This window comes from Actinomadura viridis (genome assembly GCF_015751755.1).
GTDB lineage: Bacteria > Actinomycetota > Actinomycetes > Streptosporangiales > Streptosporangiaceae > Spirillospora > Spirillospora viridis.
The window spans coordinates 5,487,234-5,504,659 of record NZ_JADOUA010000001.1; the positions used below are offsets into that span (position 1 = coordinate 5,487,234).

General features: G+C 75.7%; 13 protein-coding genes. 8 read left to right on the top strand and 5 right to left on the bottom strand.

The features are described 5' to 3' along the window. Positions 1-67: 67 nt before the first annotated feature. From IW256_RS24925 to IW256_RS24945, 5 genes are all read left to right on the top strand, one after another. The gene (locus tag IW256_RS24925) at positions 68-1,552 is read left to right on the top strand and encodes a flavin-containing monooxygenase (protein ID WP_197013282.1); all 1,485 of its coding nucleotides are present in this window, start codon (positions 68-70) and stop codon (positions 1,550-1,552) included. 31 nt (positions 1,553-1,583) lie between these two features. Then, entirely contained in the window at positions 1,584-2,363 is a 780-nt protein-coding gene (locus tag IW256_RS24930) for an SDR family NAD(P)-dependent oxidoreductase (protein ID WP_197013283.1), read from the top strand. 125 nt (positions 2,364-2,488) lie between these two features. Then, positions 2,489-3,454: a DMT family transporter gene (locus IW256_RS24935; protein WP_197013284.1), complete on the top strand. Its 966-nt coding sequence runs from the start codon at positions 2,489-2,491 to the stop codon at positions 3,452-3,454. 9 nt (positions 3,455-3,463) lie between these two features. Further along, a complete protein-coding gene (locus tag IW256_RS24940; RefSeq protein ID WP_307829041.1) occupies positions 3,464-3,784 on the top strand; it encodes a GroES family chaperonin in 321 nt (106 codons plus the stop codon). Between the two features lie 118 nt (positions 3,785-3,902). After that, positions 3,903-4,688 (top strand): SAM-dependent methyltransferase, encoded by a 786-nt coding sequence (locus IW256_RS24945; RefSeq protein WP_197013285.1) that lies wholly within the window; start codon positions 3,903-3,905, stop codon positions 4,686-4,688. 287 nt (positions 4,689-4,975) lie between these two features. Here IW256_RS24945 and IW256_RS24950 read toward each other — a convergent pair whose 3' ends face one another. Both IW256_RS24950 and IW256_RS24955 read right to left on the bottom strand, forming a co-directional pair. Continuing rightward, complete coding sequence (locus IW256_RS24950; RefSeq protein ID WP_197013286.1) at positions 4,976-8,032, bottom strand: AAA family ATPase; 3,057 nt, start codon at positions 8,030-8,032, stop codon at positions 4,976-4,978. Between the two features lie 6 nt (positions 8,033-8,038). Then, entirely contained in the window at positions 8,039-9,181 is a 1,143-nt protein-coding gene (locus IW256_RS24955) for an exonuclease SbcCD subunit D (RefSeq protein WP_197013287.1), read from the bottom strand. Between the two features lie 142 nt (positions 9,182-9,323). On the opposite strand from IW256_RS24955, the gene IW256_RS24960 reads away from it, so the two are divergent. The 3 genes from IW256_RS24960 to IW256_RS24970 all read left to right on the top strand — a co-directional run bounded on the left by IW256_RS24960 (position 9,324) and on the right by IW256_RS24970 (position 12,143). Further along, positions 9,324-10,010 (top strand): RibD family protein, encoded by a 687-nt coding sequence (locus IW256_RS24960; RefSeq protein WP_197013288.1) that lies wholly within the window; start codon positions 9,324-9,326, stop codon positions 10,008-10,010. Further along, on the top strand, positions 10,003-10,494 hold the full coding sequence (locus IW256_RS24965) for a cytidine/deoxycytidylate deaminase family protein (RefSeq protein WP_197013289.1): 492 nt from the start codon (positions 10,003-10,005) through the stop codon (positions 10,492-10,494). Before IW256_RS24960 ends, IW256_RS24965 begins: the two co-directional genes overlap by 8 nt. Positions 10,495-10,703: 209 nt before the next feature. Further along, the gene (locus IW256_RS24970; protein WP_197013290.1) at positions 10,704-12,143 is read left to right on the top strand and encodes an aldehyde dehydrogenase; all 1,440 of its coding nucleotides are present in this window, start codon (positions 10,704-10,706) and stop codon (positions 12,141-12,143) included. Positions 12,144-12,162: 19 nt separating this feature from the next. On the opposite strand, the gene IW256_RS24975 is transcribed toward IW256_RS24970, so the two are convergent. The 3 genes from IW256_RS24975 to IW256_RS24985 all read right to left on the bottom strand — a co-directional run bounded on the left by IW256_RS24975 (position 12,163) and on the right by IW256_RS24985 (position 17,380). After that, entirely contained in the window at positions 12,163-13,110 is a 948-nt protein-coding gene (locus IW256_RS24975) for an AMP-binding protein (RefSeq protein WP_197013291.1), read from the bottom strand. 65 nt (positions 13,111-13,175) lie between these two features. Beyond that, positions 13,176-14,723: an AMP-binding protein gene (locus tag IW256_RS24980; RefSeq protein WP_197013292.1), complete on the bottom strand. Its 1,548-nt coding sequence runs from the start codon at positions 14,721-14,723 to the stop codon at positions 13,176-13,178. A gap of 197 nt (positions 14,724-14,920) precedes the next feature. Further along, positions 14,921-17,380 carry a helix-turn-helix transcriptional regulator gene (locus IW256_RS24985; protein ID WP_307829042.1) on the bottom strand — a complete coding sequence of 820 codons (2,460 nt, stop codon included), beginning with the start codon at positions 17,378-17,380 and terminating at the stop codon, positions 14,921-14,923. Between the last annotated feature and the right edge of the window lie 46 nt (positions 17,381-17,426).

Consider the following 17,426-nt stretch of genomic DNA (forward strand, 5'->3'; position numbering starts at 1 on the left):
GCTGTTCAACCGGCGGCCCGCCACCTACGCTCGGAGGAACCAACAGAACGATGTTCGGGACGGCAGGATGCGCACTCCGCACGACGTTGTGATCATCGGCAGCGGCTTCGGCGGCATCGGGATGGCGATCCGGCTCCGGCAGGCCGGGATCCGGGACGTGGTCATCCTGGAGAAGGCCGCCGACCTGGGCGGGACCTGGCGGGACAACACCTACCCCGGCGCCGCCTGCGACGTGCCCTCGCACCTCTACTCCTTCTCCTTCGAGCCCAAGACCGACTGGACCCGCCGGTTCTCGCCGCAGCGGGAGATCCTGGACTACCTGCGCGCCTGCGCCCGCAAGTACGAGGTGCTGCCGCTGATCCGGTTCGGCGCGGAGGTGACCGAGGCGCGCTTCGACGAGGACGCGGGACTGTGGCGGCTGGCCACCACCGGCGGCGAGCTGGCCGCCCGCGTCGTGGTCTCGGCCTGCGGCCAGCTCAACCGGCCGGTGCCGCCATCGATCCCGGGCCGCGGGACGTTCACCGGGACGTCCTTCCACACCGCCCGCTGGGACCACGGCGCGGAGCTGGACGGCCGGCGGGTGGCGGTGATCGGCACCGGTGCCAGCGCGATCCAGATCGTGCCCGAGATCGCCGGGCGGGCGAGCCGGCTGACGGTGTTCCAGCGGTCCGCGCCGTACGTGATCGACAAGCCGGACCGGGAGTACCGGCCCTGGGAGAAGGCCCTGCTCGGCACCGTCCCCGGCCTCCACGCGCTCAGCCGCGCGCGGATCTACGCGCTGTACGAGTCGCGGGCGCTGGGGTTCATCAAGTACCCCCGGCTGATGGACCTGATGGCCCGCAGGTTCCGCGACCACCTCGGCGAGCAGGTGGCCGACCCCGCGCTCCGCGAGACCCTGGTCCCCGGCTATCCGATGGGGTGCAAGCGCATCCTCATCTCCGGCGACTACTACGCGGCCCTCGGCCGGCCCGGCGTGGAGCTGGTCACCGACCCGATCGAGCGCGTCACCCCCGCGGGCCTGCGCACCCGCGACGGGCGCGAGCACCGCGCGGACGTGATCGTCTACGCCACCGGGTTCGCGGCCTCGGACTTCCTGGCGCCGATGAAGGTCGCCGGGCGCGGCGGCCGGGACCTGAACGAGGAGTGGCGGGACGGCGCCAGGGCCCACCTGGGCATCACGGTCAGCGGATTCCCCAACCTCTTCCTCCTGTACGGGCCGTACACCAACCTCGGCCACAACTCGATCATCTACATGCTGGAGTCGCAGATCCGGTACGTGCTCGGCTGCGTGCGGGCGATGCGCGCGCACGGGCTGGAGTGGATCGACGTCCGGCCCGACGTCCAGGACGCGTTCACCCGCGAGATGCGGACCCGGATGCGTTCCACGGTGTGGGAGTCCGGCTGCGCCAGCTGGTACCAGAACGCCGAGGGCACGGTGGTCAACAACTGGCCGGGCTTCACCTTCGCCTACCGCCGCGCCACCCGCCGTCCCGACCCGCGCCACTTCGTCGCGCGCCGTGCCCGCGGCCCGCGTGCCCTCACCGTCCGGTAGGCGGGCTCCCGGCTCCTCTAGGCTCGGTGCCATGCCGACCGCTCTCATCACCGGCGCCACCGCGGGCATCGGTGCCGCCTTCGCCCGCCGCCTGGCCTCCGACGGATTCGACCTGGTCCTCCTCGCCCGCGACGGCGAGCGGCTGGAACGCGCCGCGCGCGACCTGCGGGACACCTACGCGATCAGCACCGAGACGCTCGTCGCCGACCTGGCCGCCGAGGAGGGGATCGCCGCCGCCGAGGAACGCTGCCGCGCGGGCGTGGACCTCCTGGTCAACAACGCCGGTTTCGGGCACAAGGGCACCTTCCTCAACGTCCCCGTGTCCGACGAGACGACCATGCTGAAGGTGCACTGCGAGGCCGTCCTGCGCCTGACCCACGCGGCGCTGCCCTCGATGCTGGAACGCGGCCGGGGCGCCGTCGTCAACGTCTCCTCGGTGTCGGCGTTCGCCGTCCGCGGCACCTACGGCGCGTCCAAGGCGTGGGTGGTCTCCTTCAGCCAGGGCGTGGCGCAGGACATCGCCGGCCGTTCCGGCGGCAGGGTGCGGGTGATGGCGCTGTGCCCGGGATTCGTGAAGACCGAGTTCCACCGCCGCGCCGGGATGGACGTCTCCGGGATCCCGGAGTTCATGTGGCTCGACAAGGACATGGTCGTCGACGCGGCCCTGCGCGACCTGCGCCGGGGCGTCCAGGTCAGCGTGCCCGGCGCCTGGTACAAGGCGATCGTCGCGGCCACCCGGCTCGTCCCGTCCGGGGTGGCCGGGCGCTTCTCCTCCCGCGCCGGACGCTCCTACGGCCCGCGGCGGACGTGACGATCGGGATACAGCCGACACGCCCTTGTCACACGCCGGGAGACAGGGCAGGGTAACGGTTCATCGGCGTTGGCGCCCCCACCGCGACATCGGACCCCCGTGCCGTCCCGCTGAAAGGCTCACCGTTGGGTCACGACCTCGGATACGCAGCCCTGGCCCTCCTGTCGACCAGCACCTACTACGCGGCCTTCGTGGTCTTCCGGCGCTCGGCGGCGCGGATGCCGCCGCTGCGCGGGAGCCGCCCCTTCACCGTCGCCCGGCACATGCTGACCGATCCGGTCTGGCTGTCGGGCGGGCTGATCCTGTTCCTCGGCCTGGCCTACCAGGTGGTGGCGTTCACCGCGCTGCCGCTGCCGGTGGCCCAGCCGATCTTCGCCGTCAGCCTCGTCCTCCTGGTGGTCTACGCGGTGCGGTTCCTGGGCGAACGGCTCAGCGTCCGGGAATGGTTCAGCGTGGCGCTGTTCGTCCTTGCCACCGCCCTGATCGGCCTGTCGGCCGGCGGCGCGCCCGGCGCCGCGCCGGCCGCCGACGCCACCCTCGCCGGCACCCTCCGCTCCCCCTGGCCGATGCTCGCGGTGATGGCACCGGCCCTGGTCGTCGCCGCCATGGTCTGGCTGGTCGGCGACCGGCGGGCGGGCGGCCGGCACGCCCGCAAGCTGGCCGGCGTGGCCTACGGGATCGGCGCCGGGGCGTGCGCCGGGCTCGCCGAGGCCGGGGTCCGCGGGATCTCCCTGGTCTACGAGAACGGCGGCGGCGTGCAGGGCGTTCTGGCCTCCCCCTACCCGTACCTGACGCTGGGCATGGCCGCGATCGCCCTCGGGCAGCTCCAGGTGGCCCTGCAGCGCTGCCGGGTCGCGATCGTGGCGACCGTGCTGACCGTGATCGGCCGCGTCTACCTGGTGCTGAGCAGCGTCGTGCTCTTCGGCGAGGAATGGCCGCGGGAGGCGGGGCCGTTCGCGTTGCGCGCGGGCGGGTTCACGCTGGCCCTCGTCGCCCTGGCCGTCTTCCCCCGGTACGAGGACCCGGCCCGCGGACCGGCCGGGGAGCGGGCCGTCGGCGCGACGGGCGCCCCGCTCTCGCAGGGCGGATAAAATTCCAGCGTGTCCGAGCCCAAGTTCGAAGTACAGATGCTCCACGACCGCGTCATGATCAAGGTGGAGAAGGAGGCCGGCGAACGTCGCAGCACCGGCGGCATCGTGATCCCCGCGACGGTCGAGCAGTCCAACCGCCTGGTCTGGGGTGAGGTCTGCGGAGTCGGGCATCACGCGCGCACCGTCAAGGTCGGCGACCGGGTGCTCTTCCACCCCGAGGAGCAGTTCGAGGTGGAGATCCAGGGCGAGAACTACCTGGTCATGCGCGAGCGCGACCTGCACGCCATCGCCAGCGAGCGCCCCGAGCACGGCACCGGTCTCTATCTCTGACCCGCGACCCGGCGGCGCGCGTGCGCCACCGCGAAAGAAATCATGCGCACCCGATGCTGCGCCGGACGCGATCCGGTGGCAGTATGTGACCCCGCGGTCACTGGATCAGGTGATGGACATGAGAGAGCACGACCCCCACGACCCCCTCGGGCCGGCCAGCTCCCGCATCTACGACTTCTCGATCGGCGGTAAGGACAACTACACCTCCGACCGCGAGGTGGCGCTCCAGGCGGTCGAGACGTTCCCCGCGGCACGCCTCCTCCCCCGGGAGAACCGCAAGTTCATGCGGCGCGCGGTGCGGTACCTGCTCGAAGCGGGCGTCCGGCAGTTCCTGGACGTCGGCTGCGGGCTGCCCGGCAAGGGGAACGTGCACCAGATCGTCCACGGGGTCGCCCCCGCCGCCCCCGTCGTCTACGTCGACCACGACCCGGTCGCCGTCATCCACTACCAGGCACTGCTCCACGCCGTCCCCGCCGCCACCGCCGTACACGCCGACGCCCGCGCCCCGCAGGGCATCCTCAAGCACCCCGACGTCACCGCGCTGATCGACTTCGACCGTCCGGTGGGCGTGCTGATGTTCAGCGTGCTGAGCCACCTCCTCGACGAGGAGGATCCCGAGGCCACCGCGGGCGCGTTCCGGGAGGCCATGGCCCCCGGCGGCCACCTGGCCCTGTGCGACTTCACCGACGAGAACCTCACCCCCGCCGAGCGCGCCGCCGGCAAGGACCTGGCCAGGCGCACCGGGGTGCCGCTGACCTTCCGCTCGCGGGCCCGGATCGCCGGCTACTTCGCGGGGATGGACCTGGCCGAGCCCGGCCTCGTCTACGCACCCGAATGGCGGCCCGACCGCCCGTACGAGCCGCCCACCGGCTGGCTCCTAGGCGGCGTGGCCCGCAAACCCTGACCGCAGCGCCGCGTGAGAGGACGACCCCTCACACTCCCCGACAAGAGCAGCCTGAACGACACCCTCCGCTCCGCTGGCGCTCCACTCCGGACGCCGCTCAGACCCACGTGAGAGGACGACCCCTCACACTCCCCGACAAGAGCAGCCTGAACGACACCCTCCGCTCCGCTGACGCTCCACTCCGGGCGCCGCCCACACCCACGTGAGAGGACGACCCCTCACACTCCCCGACAAGAGCAGCCTGAACGACACCCTCCGCTCCGCTGACGCTCCACTCCGGGCGCCGCTCAGACCACCACCCGCGCCGTCGAACCCGCGCGGCGTTTGGTGACGCGCAGCTGGGCGGGGATGCGGGTGCGCAGCTCCGCGACGTGGCTGACGATGCCCACGGCGCGGCCCCCGTCCCGGAGCCCGTCCAGGACGTCCATGACCTCGTCCAGGGTCTCCTCGTCCAGGGTGCCGAACCCCTCGTCCACGAAGAGCGTGTTGATCTCGGTGCCGCCGGCCTCGGCGGTGACCACGTCGGCCAGCCCCAGTGCCAGCGCCAGCGACGTGATGAACGACTCGCCGCCCGACAGGGTGACCGGGTCGCGCTGCCGCCCCGTCCAGCCGTCGACGACCCGCAGGCCGAGCCCGCCGGCGCCCTTGCTGCGGTCTCCGGCGGCCCTGTCGACGGTGTGCCGCAGCGCGTAGCGGCCCGCCGACATCCGGTCCAGCCGCTCGTTGGCCGCCGCGACGACCTGCTCCAGCCGGGCGGCCAGCACGTACGCCGACAGGGACATGCCGAGCCGGTTGGCCGCCGCCTTGCCGGACGCCAGCCCGGCCAGCCGCTCGGCCACCCGGTGCCGTTCGGCGGCGGGACGCCAGGCGCGGACCGCGTCCGCCAGCTCGGCGCGCAGCTCGGCCAGCCGGTCCCGGCGGCGGCGCGCCTGGGCGGCGGCGGAGGCCGCGGCGGTGTGCGCGGACTCCGCGAGGGCCAGGACCGACTCCAGCGCGGGCAGGTCGGGCGGGGGCTCGGCGGACGCCGCGGTCAGCGCGGGATCGGCCAGGGTCGCCCGGACCGCGGCCTCCTCGTCGTCGAAACGGCGCACCCGGTCGCGCACGACGGCCTGGTCCTCGTCGGCCAGCTCGGCGGCGCGCACCTCGTCCGCGGTACGGAAGCCCTCGTTCGCGGCGGCCGCCTGCACCTCGGCGCGGGCCGCGGCCAGCTCCTCGGCGGCGCGGTCGGCCTCCTGCCGGGCCCGTACGCCCGCCGCGAGGGCCTCGGCCTCCCGGGTGAGCCGCTCGACCCGGGCCTCCAGGGACGGGTCGTCGCCCCGCGCCCGGTCGAGCTCGGCGCGCAGCCGGTCCTGCTCGGCGCCGAGCTCGCCGTCGCGGGCGTGGTTGGCGGTGAGCGCCCGCTCGATCTCGCCGTGCCGGTCACGGGCGTCGCCGAGGTCGCGCTCGGCCCGCCGCAGCCGCGCCTCCAGCCGCTCCGCCTCCGCGGCGGCGGCGACGGCGTCCTCGAGCGCGCGCTCGGCGTCGCCGAGCGCGGCGGCCAGGTCGCGGGCGGGCGTCTCGCCGACGCTCTCCAGCGCCGCGTCGCGGTCGGCGCGCAGCGACTCGACCAGGCCGGCGGCCTCCTCGCGCGCCCGCTGCGCCTCCTCGTAGGCGGCCTGGGCGCGCTCCTCGTCGTCCTCGCCGGGGATCAGGCCGAGCGCGGCGGCCGGCTCGGGATGCTCCAGCGCCCCGCACACCCGGCAGGGCTCGCCGGGACGCAGGTCGGCGGCGAGCGTCGCGGCCATGCCCTCCAGCCGGGCCTGCCGCAGCTCCTGGAGGCGGTCGCGGGCGGCCTGGGCGGCGTCGACCGCCAGCCTCCGGGTCTCCTCGGCCTCGGCCAGCCGCCCGAGGACGCGGTCGCGGCGCTCGGCGTCGGCGAGCCGGCGCCGGGCGTCCTGGACGGCGGCCTCGGCGCCCGCGCGGCCGGCGGCGGTGATCCGCGCGTCGTCGCAGGCGGCGCGCAGCTCCTCCACCTGGCCGGGCAGGCCGTCCAGGTCCGCGGCGACCTCGGCCTCCCGCGGTTCCAGGCGCGCGCGTTCGGCGGACAGCCCGTGCCGTTCGGCGGTGACCTGGGCGAGCCGCGCCGCCAGGGCGCGCTTGCCGTCGAGCGCGGCGATGTCGTCGCGGCGGGTCCGTTCGGCCTTGGCCAGCACGTCCTCGGCGGCGCCGGGCGCGACCAGCGCGGCCACCCGCGAACGGGTCAGCGCGGCCCGGTCCTGGGCGGCCTTGGCGCGGTGGGTGCGGTCGGTGAGGTTGCGCAGCAGCGGCAGGACCCGGTCGGCGCGGGCCGCGGCGTCGAGCCGGGAGGTCAGCTCGGCGCGCTCCCCGGCGCGCTCGCGCAGGCGTTCCTGGCGGTGCCGCGCCTCGGCGTGGGCCCGCCGCCGTTCGGCGAGCACCCGCCCCTGGTCGAGCGCGGTGCGGGCGGCCGTGACGTCACCGGCGAGGCGGTCGCGCAGCTCCGCCGCCGCGGCCTCGATCGCCGCGTGCTGGCCGGCCAGCTCGGCCGCCCACGCGGGCAGCGCCTCGATGTCGGCGAACGGCTCCTCGGCCTGTCCGGCGCCGTGCGGGTCGTCGCCCCGGCGCGGCCGGGGCACCGGCCCGGGGGACGGGGGCGCGGGCTCGGTACGGGGCGGCGGGGCGCCGGTCGCCTCGGCGACGCGGTCGGCGACGGACCCGGCCACCGTACGGAGGGCCGCCGCCTCCCGGCCGGTCGCGGCGCGGCGGTCGGCCAGCCACTTCTCGACCTGGGTGAAGACCTCGGCGGCGAAGAGGCGTTCCAGCACCTTGCGGCGCTCCTCGGCGTTCGCGCGCAGGAAGCTCGCGAACTCGCCCTGCGGCAGCATCGCGACCTGGCAGAACTGCGCGGCCGTCATGCCGAGCAGCCCGCCGATGAGGTCTCCGGCCTCGTCCAGCCGGGTCGACAGGCCCGTCCACTCGCCGTGTTCGAGCTCTTCGAGGAGGACCTTGGCCTTCTCCTGCGTGGTGCCGGAGCCGCGGATCTTGGGACGGTCCCACGCGGGCGAGCGGGTGACGCGCAGGCGCCGGCCGCGGATGGTGGCCTCCAGCACGACCCGGGGCGCCACGTCCGGGGCGGCGTGGTCGCTGCGCAGGCCCTTGACGGCGTTGCGCGCGCCGGGCACCTGCCCGTAGAGCGCGTAGCAGACGGCGTCGAGCACGCTGGTCTTGCCCGCGCCCGTCTGGCCCTGGATGAGGAACAGCCCGGCGTCCGACAGCGCGTCGAAGTCGATCTCCTCGGTGCCCGAGAACGGCCCGAACGCGGTGACCTCCAGCCGATGCAGCCGCACGCCGCCTCACACCCCCAGGCTCTTGTGGCGGAAGCTCTCGAACGCCTCGTGCAGCAGCTCCCGTTCGGCCTCGGTCGCCTCGGCCTGGCCCATCTCGGCGACGAAGTCACCGGCGATGTCCAGCTCCGACCTCTCGCTGACCCGTTCGGACCAGGTGCGCGAGCCCTCCCCCGCGCCGCCCTCGGGCTCGAAGCCGAGCACCAGGGTGTGCGGGAACCGGGCGCGCAGCCGCTCCATCGCGGCCGACGGCCGCTGCCGGTCGGTGAGGGTGATCTGCAGCCAGTGATCCTCGACCGCCTCGTACGCGGGGTCGGCCAGGATGTCGTCGATGCGCCCGCGGAGGCGGGCCAGCGGGCGCGGCACCGGAGCCTCCACGAACTCGGCGGCCGGCCCCTCCGCCGCGCCGCCCGTGCCCAGATCGACCAGCCAGGAACCCTTGACATGGGCGTCCTCGGAGAAGGAGTAGGCCAGCGGGGACCCCGAGTAGCGCACCCGGTCGGTCATCCGCTGCCGCCCGTGCAGGTGCCCCAGCGCCACGTAGTCGACCCCGGCGAACACCTGGACCGGGACCGAGGAGGCCCCGCCGACGGAGATGTCGCGTTCGCTGTCGCTGGCCGCTCCCCCGGTGACGAAGGCGTGCGCCATCACGACCGTGCGCAGGCCCGTCCGGGTCGCCATGTCGGCCCGGACCCGGCGCATGGCCTCGCCGAGCGCGGCGGTGTGGCCGCGCTCGTCCAGGCTCCAGGGGTGGCGGACCAGCTCCGGCTCCAGGTAGGGGATGGGGTAGACGGCCGCGTCCCCGATGAGGACGGGCTCCCCCACCCGCGCCGGGTCGGTCCGCACGTGGACGCCCGAGCCGTCCATCAGGGCCGAGCCGAAGCCGAGCCGCTGCACCGAGTCGTGGTTGCCCGCGATCAGCACGACGCGGGTCAGCTCCCGCAGCCGGACGAGGGCCTCGTCGCACAGCCGGACGGCGTCCACGGCGGGCAGCGCGCGGTCGTAGACGTCGCCGGAGATCAGCACGCAGTCGACCCGCTCCGCCCGTACGGTCTCGACCAGGTGGTCGACGAAGTCCGCCTGGGCTCCCAGGAGGTCCTCGCGGTGGAACGAGCGGCCCAGGTGCCAGTCGGAAGTGTGGAGGAGTCGCATGTCGCAGACACCCTAGGCGTCACCTCCGACACATCCGGCGCAGAAACGCCGGGGGCCCCGGAACGATCTCCGATATCCCGGCGGAACACCCATCAACACCCCCGAACCCCCCGGCGGCGCGGCCTCCCTTAGGGTGGCGATCGTGACCGGGCTTCCCTACGTGCTGCTGAGCTGCGCCATGTCGGTCGACGGGTACATCGACGACGCGAGCCCCGAACGGCTGCGGCTGTCCAGCCCGGCGGACTTCGACCGCGTCGACGGCGTCCGCGCGAGCTGCGACGCCATCCTGGTCGGGGCGGGGACGATCCGCGGGGACGACCCGAAGCTGCTCATCAAGTCGCAGGCCCGGCGGGACCGGCGGGCCCAGCGCGGCCTGCCGCCCGACCTCACCAAGGTGACGATCACCCTCGGCGGCGATCTCGACCCGGAGGCCAGGTTCTTCACCACCGGCGACTCGCCCAAGCTGGTGTACGCGCCGCCGCGGACCGTCCCGGCGCTGGCGGAACGGCTGGGCGACCGCGCGGAGGTGGTGGACGCGGGCGACCCGCCGAGCCTGACCGCGATGCTCGCCGACCTCGGGGCCCGGGGCGTGCGGCGGCTCATGGTCGAGGGCGGCGGCGAGGTGCACACCCGCTTCCTCACCGCCGGGCTGGCCGACGAGCTGCAGCTGGTGGTCGCCCCGTTCTTCCTCGGCGACCCCTCCGCCCCGCGCTTCGTCGGGCCGGGGGTGTTCCCGCAGTCGCCCGGGCGCCCGATGCGGCTGGCCGAGTCCACCCGGATCGGCGATCTGGTGCTGCTGCGCTACCTGATCGGCGGCTCCCGTGGATGACCCGCGCTGGCTGGGGCTGGCCTGTGACCTCGCCGGCCGCTGCCCGCCGTCGCGGACGGCCTTCTCGGTGGGCGCGGTCATCGTCGGACCGGACGGCCTGGAGATCTCCCGTGGCTTCTCCCGGGAGAACGATCCGCACGACCACGCCGAGGAGTCCGCCCTGGCCAAGATCGCCCGCCGGGACGGCACCGATCCGTCCGGTGCCGGCCTGTCCGGTGCCAACCTGCCCGGGGCCGACCTGTCCGGGGCGACGATCTACAGCTCGCTGGAGCCGTGCGGGGAGCGCAAGTCCCGTCCGCTGACCTGCACCGATCTCATCCTCGCGGCGGGCCTGCGCCGGGTCGTGTTCGCCTGGCGGGAGCCGTCGCTCTTCGTCCCGGGCACCGGCGCCGAACGCCTGCGCGACCACGGCGTCGAGGTCGTCGAGATGCCCGCGCTGGCCGGACGCGCCCGCCTGCCCAACGCGCACCTGCTCGGCCCCTGACCCGGGCTCGGCCCCTGACCCGGGCTCGGTCCCTGACCCCGGATCGACCCTCACCCCGTACGGGGCCCCCTGCCCCCGGACGGGGACGGGCGGCCTCGTGGACCGGAAGGCGGGCCGGGCCCTTGCCAATCCCCCGGGGAGGCATGACATGCTTGGTGCCCAAGCAAGCATTCGGTCAAGCTTCCTGGGCGCGGAGAGGGTACGCCAGCATGCGCGAGCACGATCGGTTGTTCATCGGCGGCCAGTGGACCATCCCGGCCGGGACCGGCACCATCGACGTCGTCTCCCCCCACACCGAGGAGGTCGTCGGCCGCGTCCCCGACGGGACCCCGGCCGACATGGACGCGGCCGTCGCCGCCGCGCGCGCGGCCTTCGACCACGGCCCCTGGCCCCGCATGACCCCGGCCGAGCGCGCCGAGGTCCTGGGCCGCCTCTCGGCCATCTACGCCGAGCGGCAGCAGGCCATGGCCGACCTGGTCACCGAGCAGATGGGGTCCCCCATCCTGTTCTCCATCTTCGGCCAGGCCGCCCTGCCCCAGATGGTCCTGCAGTACTACGCCGACCTGGCCGCCACCTTCACCTGGGACGACGAACGTCCCGGCATGCTCGGGCCGGTCACCGTCACCCGCGAGCCCGTCGGCGTCGTCGCCGCCATCTACCCCTGGAACGTCCCCCAGTTCACCCTGATGCTCAAGCTCGCCCCGGCGCTGATCGCCGGGTGCACGGTGGTGGCCAAGCCCTCCCCCGAGGCGCCGCTGGACGCCTACCTCCTCGCCGAGTGGATCCAGGAGGCCGGACTGCCGCCGGGCGTGGTCAACTTCGTCCCCGCGGGCCGCGAGACCGGCGCCTACCTCGTCGAGCATCCCGGGGTCGACAAGGTCGCCTTCACCGGCTCCACCGCCGCCGGACGCGAGATCGGTGCCGCCTGCGGGCGCCTCCTGCGTCCCGCCACCCTGGAGCTGGGCGGCAAGTCCGCCGCCATCATCTGCCAGGACGCCGACCTGGACGTCACCATCGAGGGCCTGAAGATGGCCTCGCTGATGAACAACGGCCAGGCCTGCGCCGCCCAGACCCGCATCCTGGCCCCCCGCTCCCGCTACGACGAGGTCGCCGACGCCCTGGCCGCCATGGTCTCGGGCCTCACCGTCGGCGACCCCGCCGACTACGGCACCGAGATCGGCCCCATGGCCGCGCGGCGCCAGCAGGAGCGCGTCGAGAACTACATCCGCATCGGCCAGGACGAGGGCGCCAAGCTCCTCACCGGCGGCCTCACCCGGCCCCACGACCAGGGCTGGTACGTCGCCCCCACCGTCTTCGCCGACGTCAGCAACTCCATGCGCATCGCGCGCGAAGAGATCTTCGGCCCCGTCCTGGTCCTCATCCCCTACAACGACGAGGACGACGCCATCACCATCGCCAACGACAGCGACTACGGGCTGGGCGGCTCGGTCTGGACCGGCGACGTCGACCACGGCGTCGACCTCGCCCGCCGCGTCCGCACCGGGTCCTGCGGCGTCAACCTCTACGTCCTGGACCCCAACACCCCGTTCGGCGGCTACAAGAACAGCGGCCTGGGCCGCGAACTCGGCCCCGAAGGACTCAACCCCTACCTCGAATACAAGGCCATCCCCCGGCCCACGCCGGCCTGAGGGCCCGGTCCGTCCGGGCTCAGATCAGGAAGGTGACCGGCCAGCCGTGCCGCTTGCGGCAGGCCCGGACGACCTCCGGCTCGGACGTGCCGGTCACCAGCAGCCGCACCTCGGCGCGGCGCGCGGCGCCCTCGCCTCCGTAGGCGAGGGCGCGCAGCTTCTCGGGCGTCACGACCGCCAGCGTCGCCCCGTGCGCGTCCACCGCGGCGAGGAGCGCCGCCGGGTCGGCGTCCGGGACGCCCGCGAACGTGGCGCCCTGGGTCAGGCACAGGTCCATGAGGCCGAGCCAGGTCGGCACCGAGCAGTCGGCCGCGCAGCAGGCGAGAACGTCGCCCTCCACGACCCCGGCCGCGCCGCCCAGGCGGAAGAGGTCGGCGAGGCGGTCGGCGTGGGTCAGGTCCTCCGGCGGGTCGTGCAGGTGCAGCGCCGGGTCGCGCAGCGGGTCGACCGACACCTCCACCAGGGGCGGCGGCCCGGTCCCCTCGGGCCCGCCGGTGAGCCGGGCGAACGGGGTGGCGCCCGGCAGGTCGCCGAAGGCGAAGACCTGCCTGACCCGGGAGCGCCCGGTGGCGGCCAGCGCCGGGCCGGCCTCCGCGCCCGCGCCGGTCATCAGGAACCGGGCGCCGCACTCGTTCATCAGCCGGGCCAGCTCACCGGCCGGCAGCCCGGCCGGCAGCGGCGCCGCGACGGCGCCCGCGGCGGTGACGGCGTGCACGGCCAGCGCCGTGTCGCACGCGTCCGCGACCTGGATCGCGCCGACGTCGCCGAGCCGTACCCCGCGCCGGGCCAGCCCCACGGCGGCGGCCGGCACCACGTCCACGAACCGGGCGAAGCCGATCCGCCGGCCGGAGCCGATCAGCGCGGGACGGTCGCCGTCGCGGACGGCGTGCCGCCGGGCGGCCTCGAGGACGGTCTTGGTGACCGTGGTGTCGGGAACGGCCAGACGGCCGGAGTTGCCGTCGAACATGCGCCGACCGTACGCCGCGCACGCCCGGCGCCACATCCGCAGAGCTGTGTAGAGGCGTATGTAGGTCACCGGACGAGGCCCGCCCGCGCCAGCAGTTCCCGCCGCAGGACCCGGCCGCAGGGCGAACGGGGGATCAGGTCGACCAGGCGGACCCCGACGACGCCCCGGTAGGGAGGGACGCGGCCGTTGACGTAGTCGAGGAGGTCGTCGGCGCCGACCCGGCCGCCGGCCCGTTCGGCCAGCACGGCGAAGGCGTACGGGGCCAGGCCCAGTTCCGGGTCGGGCACGGGCGCCACCGCGGCGTCCCGTACCGCCGGGTGCCCCGCCAGGACGGGGCCGGGCTCGGCGGGCGCCGGGCGGGGGCGCCCTTCGGTGAGCCGGCCGAGGATGTACGCGCGGCCGTGACCGTCGCGGAAGGCGGCGTCACCGGTCCGGGCCCAGCGTTCGGCGCCGCGCCCGGAGGCCCCCGCGGCCGGGAGCCGCACGCGCAGCTCACCGGACCGGTACGAGGGCCGCTCGGCGCCGGTGGCGGGGTCCACGACGCGCCAGGCCACGCCCGGCAGGCCGCGACCGACCGAGTCGAGGGTGCCCTCCTCGGCGGCGCGCAGGTTGAGGTGGGTGAGCCCGGCCGCCTCGGCCAGGCCGTACGCCTGCCGCACCGGGCAGCCGAGGCGGACCGCGCAGGCGCGCGCGGCCTCGGCGCTCAGCGGCCCGCCGACCGCGACCACGGCCCGCAGGGTGCGCAGGAGGTGGTGGGGGACGGCGCGGTCGCGGGCGAGGGCCGCGACCTGCCGCGGCGACAGCACCGCGACCGTGACCCGGTGGTCCCGCAGGGTGCGCGCCAGGCCGTCCCCTCCGCCCCCCGCGCCCGCGACGACGGTGGCGCCGAGCCGCAGCGCCGGGTTGAGCACGCCGTTGAACCCGAGCACGTCCGTGAGCGGGAGCGCGCACAGGACGGTGTCGGCCGGGCCGATCATCCCCGCGTGGGCGACCCGCAGCAGCCCAGCGACCATCTCGCCATGGGTGAGCCGGACGAGCCGGGCCGGTCCGGACGTGCCGCCCGAGCACGCCAGCAGCGCCGGGGCCGCCGCCGGATCGGGCCCGCCCCCGGTCTCCGCGCCCGGGGCCGGCGGGCCCTCTCCCCGGCCGGGGTCGCCGCCGATCCGGTAGAGCCGTCCGGACCTGACGGCCCGCGCGGCGTCCCTCCCGTCGTGCGGCCCATCGTGCGGCCCATCGTGCGGCCCGTCGTCCCGCCCGTCGTGCGGCCCGCCGGGTCCGGCGATCATGAACCGGGCACCGGCGCCGGCCTGCAGCCGGGCGACCTCGGCCGGCGGCAGCGCCGGAGGGAACGGCAGCGCGGTGCCGCCGGCGGCGATGATCGCGTGCAGCGCGACGGCGGATTCCGGGCCGTCGGGCAGGTGCACGCCGACCACGGCCCCCGGGCGCACGCCCTCCGCGGCCAGCCAGGAGGCCAGGTCCTCCACGTTCCGTACCAGCTCGCCATGGGTGAACGCGTCCCCGGAGGACGCGGCCACCAGGGCCGGCCTGCCGGGGACGGCACCGGCCGCCCCGATGACCGCCCGGGTCACCGTCATCGCCCCACCACCGCTCATGGGCCGAAAGCTAGGACCGGGGGCCGCCTCCGCGCATGCGCCGGATTATGGATACCGGGTCGTATCCGGGTTCGCGTTCGTCACGAGGTCATGGGCCTGCCCGGCCGCCCTGTGTACACATCCCGCCAGGGGCACGCCCCCGGTCTACGGGTCCCCTGTCCACCGGTCCCCTGTCCACGGGTCCACGGGTCCCCCGTCTATGGCCTGGGGTCACCGAGCTGCTCGACCGCCCAGGCGGCGACCTGGGCGCGCGAGCCGAACCCCAGCTTGGTGAGGATGTTGGTGACGTGCCGCGCGACGGTGGCCGGGCTGATGACCAGTTCCTCGGCGATGCCGCGGTTGCTCAGCCCGCGCGCGACCAGCGCGGCGATCTCCCGTTCCCGGGCGGTGAGGGTGGCGGGCGGCGTCACCGGCACGGCGGCCGGGGAAGGGAGCGCGGAACGCTCCGGGTCCCTCTCCGGGTGCCTCTCCGGGGCGGTCTCCGGAACGCGCGGCCCGGGCACGCTCACGGCCTGCGCCACCGCGTCGTTCAACGGCAGGGCCCTGCCCTCGCCCCACAGCTGCGCGACCAGCGGGGCGCCCAGTTTCCTGCGGATCGGCTCCAGGCGCCGCTCGAACCGGCCGCCGCCCGCGCACCGTCCGGCGGCGTCCCGCAGCCCGGCCGCCGCGCCGCCGAGGAGCACCGCCCGCCGCGGGTCGCCCTCCCGCGCCACCAGCTCGGCGAAGGTGTCGAGCACGCGGGCCGCGTCGAGTCGTACGCCGGTGGCGCGGGCGAGCAGCAGGCTGCCGGTGAGGGCCTCCCGCGCCGCCGCGGGGTCCCCCTGGGCGAGCGCGATCCGCCCCACGCCCGCCAGCGCCCGCGCGATCTCCGGGCGCGCCCCGATCTCCCGCAGGGGCGGCAGCGCCTCCTCGTAGCGGGCGCGGGCGGCGGCCCGGTCGCCGCGCGCCTCCGCCAGCCGTCCCAGGCCGATCAGCGCGTGCGCGGCGCCCCAGAGCTGGCCGAGCTCCCGCATGATCCGCAACCCCGACTCCAGCGGCTCGCGCGCCTCGCGCAACCGGCCCTGCCTGATCCGCAGGTAGCCGCGGGCGATCGAGGCGTACGCGCGGTTCCACTCCTGGCCCGGCTCCCCGGTCAGGGCATCCGCCTCGTCGAGGCGGGCCTCCGCCTCCGCCGGCCGTCCGGTGACGGTGTGCGCCTCCGCCAGGGTGATCAGCGCGGTCGCCGCCATCACCGCGTCCCCGGCCTCCCGGCAGGGGGCCAGAGCCGCCTCCGCGAACTCGCGGGCGCGGGACGCGTCGCGCCCGCCGGCGGCCAGCTGGGCCCGCCCGGCCAGCGCGGGCCCGCGGACGGAGGCGGGCGCCGCGGCGCACCGGGCCAGGAACCGGTCGGCCCACTCCGCCCACTCGGCGGACCGGCCCCGCACGATCCAGTACGTCCGCAGGGCCGTGCAGATCCGCAGGCCCTCCTCGGCGCCGCCGCTCTCCAGCGACCATGCCAGGGCCTCGCGCACGTTGCCGAGCTCGGCGTCGTAGCGGCGGAACAGCCGGACGCGGGCGTCCCACGGCGCCGGGCGCCCCGCGAGGCCGATCTCGCCGTGCCGCTCGGCCAGCTCCAGCATCGCGTCGCGGTGCCGCCCGCGCAGGGCGTCCCGCTCCCCCGCCTCCTCGAGCCGCTCGGCCGCGTACCGGCGGATGATGTCCAGCATCCGGAACCGGATCTCCCCGGCGACCTCCGCGCCCACCACGACCAGCGACTTGTCGGCCAGCGCGGTCAGCAGGTCCAGGACCTCCTCGGCGCGGAGCGGGCCGCCGGCGCACACCCGCTCGGCCTGCTCCAGCGTCCACCCGGAGAAGACCGACAGCCGCCGCAGCAGCAGGCGCTCCCCCTCGCCGAGCAGCTCGTGGCTCCAGTCGATCGCCGCGCGCAGCGTCCGCTGCCGCGGCGGCGCGGTGCGGTCGCCCGCGTTCAGCAGCCGGAACCGGTCGGCCAGCCGCTCGGCGATCTGCTCCGCCGACAGCACCCGCACCCGCGCCGCCGCCAGCTCCAACGCGAGCGGCACGCCGTCCAGCGCCCGGGCGATCTCCTCGACCGCGCGGCCCCCGGTGAAGCCGGGCCGGGCGGCCCGCGCCCGCTCCTCGAACAGCCGCGCCGCCTCCCCCGGCTCCAGGGGCGGCACCCGCCACACGTTCTCCACGGGCGTGCGCAGCGGCTCCCGGCTGGTGGCCAGCACCCGCAGCCGGGGGCAGCGCGCCAGCAGCGTCCCGGTCAGCGCGGCGCAGTCGCCGACCAGGTGCTCGCAGTTGTCCAGGACGAGCAGCGCCTCCCAGTCGCGCAGCGTCCCGGCGAGCGTCTCCGGCTGCGGCCCCCCGTCCTCGCCGGGAAGGCCGAGCACGGCGGCGACGCGGCCCGCGACCGCGCCCGGCGGGCCGTCCGGCGCGAGGTCGCCCAGCTCCACGAACCACACCCCGTCCGCGTACGCGCCCCGCAGGGCGTGCGCGACGCGCACCGCCAGCCGTGTCTTGCCGATGCCGCCCGCGCCGCACAGCGTCACCGACCGCATGCCCTCCAGCAGCGTCCGCAGGTCCTCGACGTCCCGCTCGCGCCCGACGAACGGGTTGGGTTCCGCGGGCAGGTTGCCCTTCTCAGCACTGTTCACCGATGTCACGCGCCCACAAGTGTCCGATGGCACGGTCCGTGACCGG

Bases quoted from the DNA above. Each gene is read 5' to 3' on its own strand.
- IW256_RS24925 (WP_197013282.1), top strand. From the start codon at position 68: ATGCGCACTCCGCACGACGTTGTGATCATCGGCAGCGGCTTCGGCGGC.
- IW256_RS24930 (WP_197013283.1), top strand. From the start codon at position 1,584: ATGCCGACCGCTCTCATCACCGGCGCCACCGCGGGCATCGGTGCCGCC.
- IW256_RS24945 (WP_197013285.1), top strand. From the start codon at position 3,903: ATGAGAGAGCACGACCCCCACGACCCCCTCGGGCCGGCCAGCTCCCGC.
- IW256_RS24955 (WP_197013287.1), bottom strand. From the start codon at position 9,181: ATGCGACTCCTCCACACTTCCGACTGGCACCTGGGCCGCTCGTTCCAC.
- IW256_RS24970 (WP_197013290.1), top strand. From the start codon at position 10,704: ATGCGCGAGCACGATCGGTTGTTCATCGGCGGCCAGTGGACCATCCCG.
- IW256_RS24975 (WP_197013291.1), bottom strand. From the start codon at position 13,110: ATGTTCGACGGCAACTCCGGCCGTCTGGCCGTTCCCGACACCACGGTC.
- IW256_RS24980 (WP_197013292.1), bottom strand. From the start codon at position 14,723: ATGAGCGGTGGTGGGGCGATGACGGTGACCCGGGCGGTCATCGGGGCG.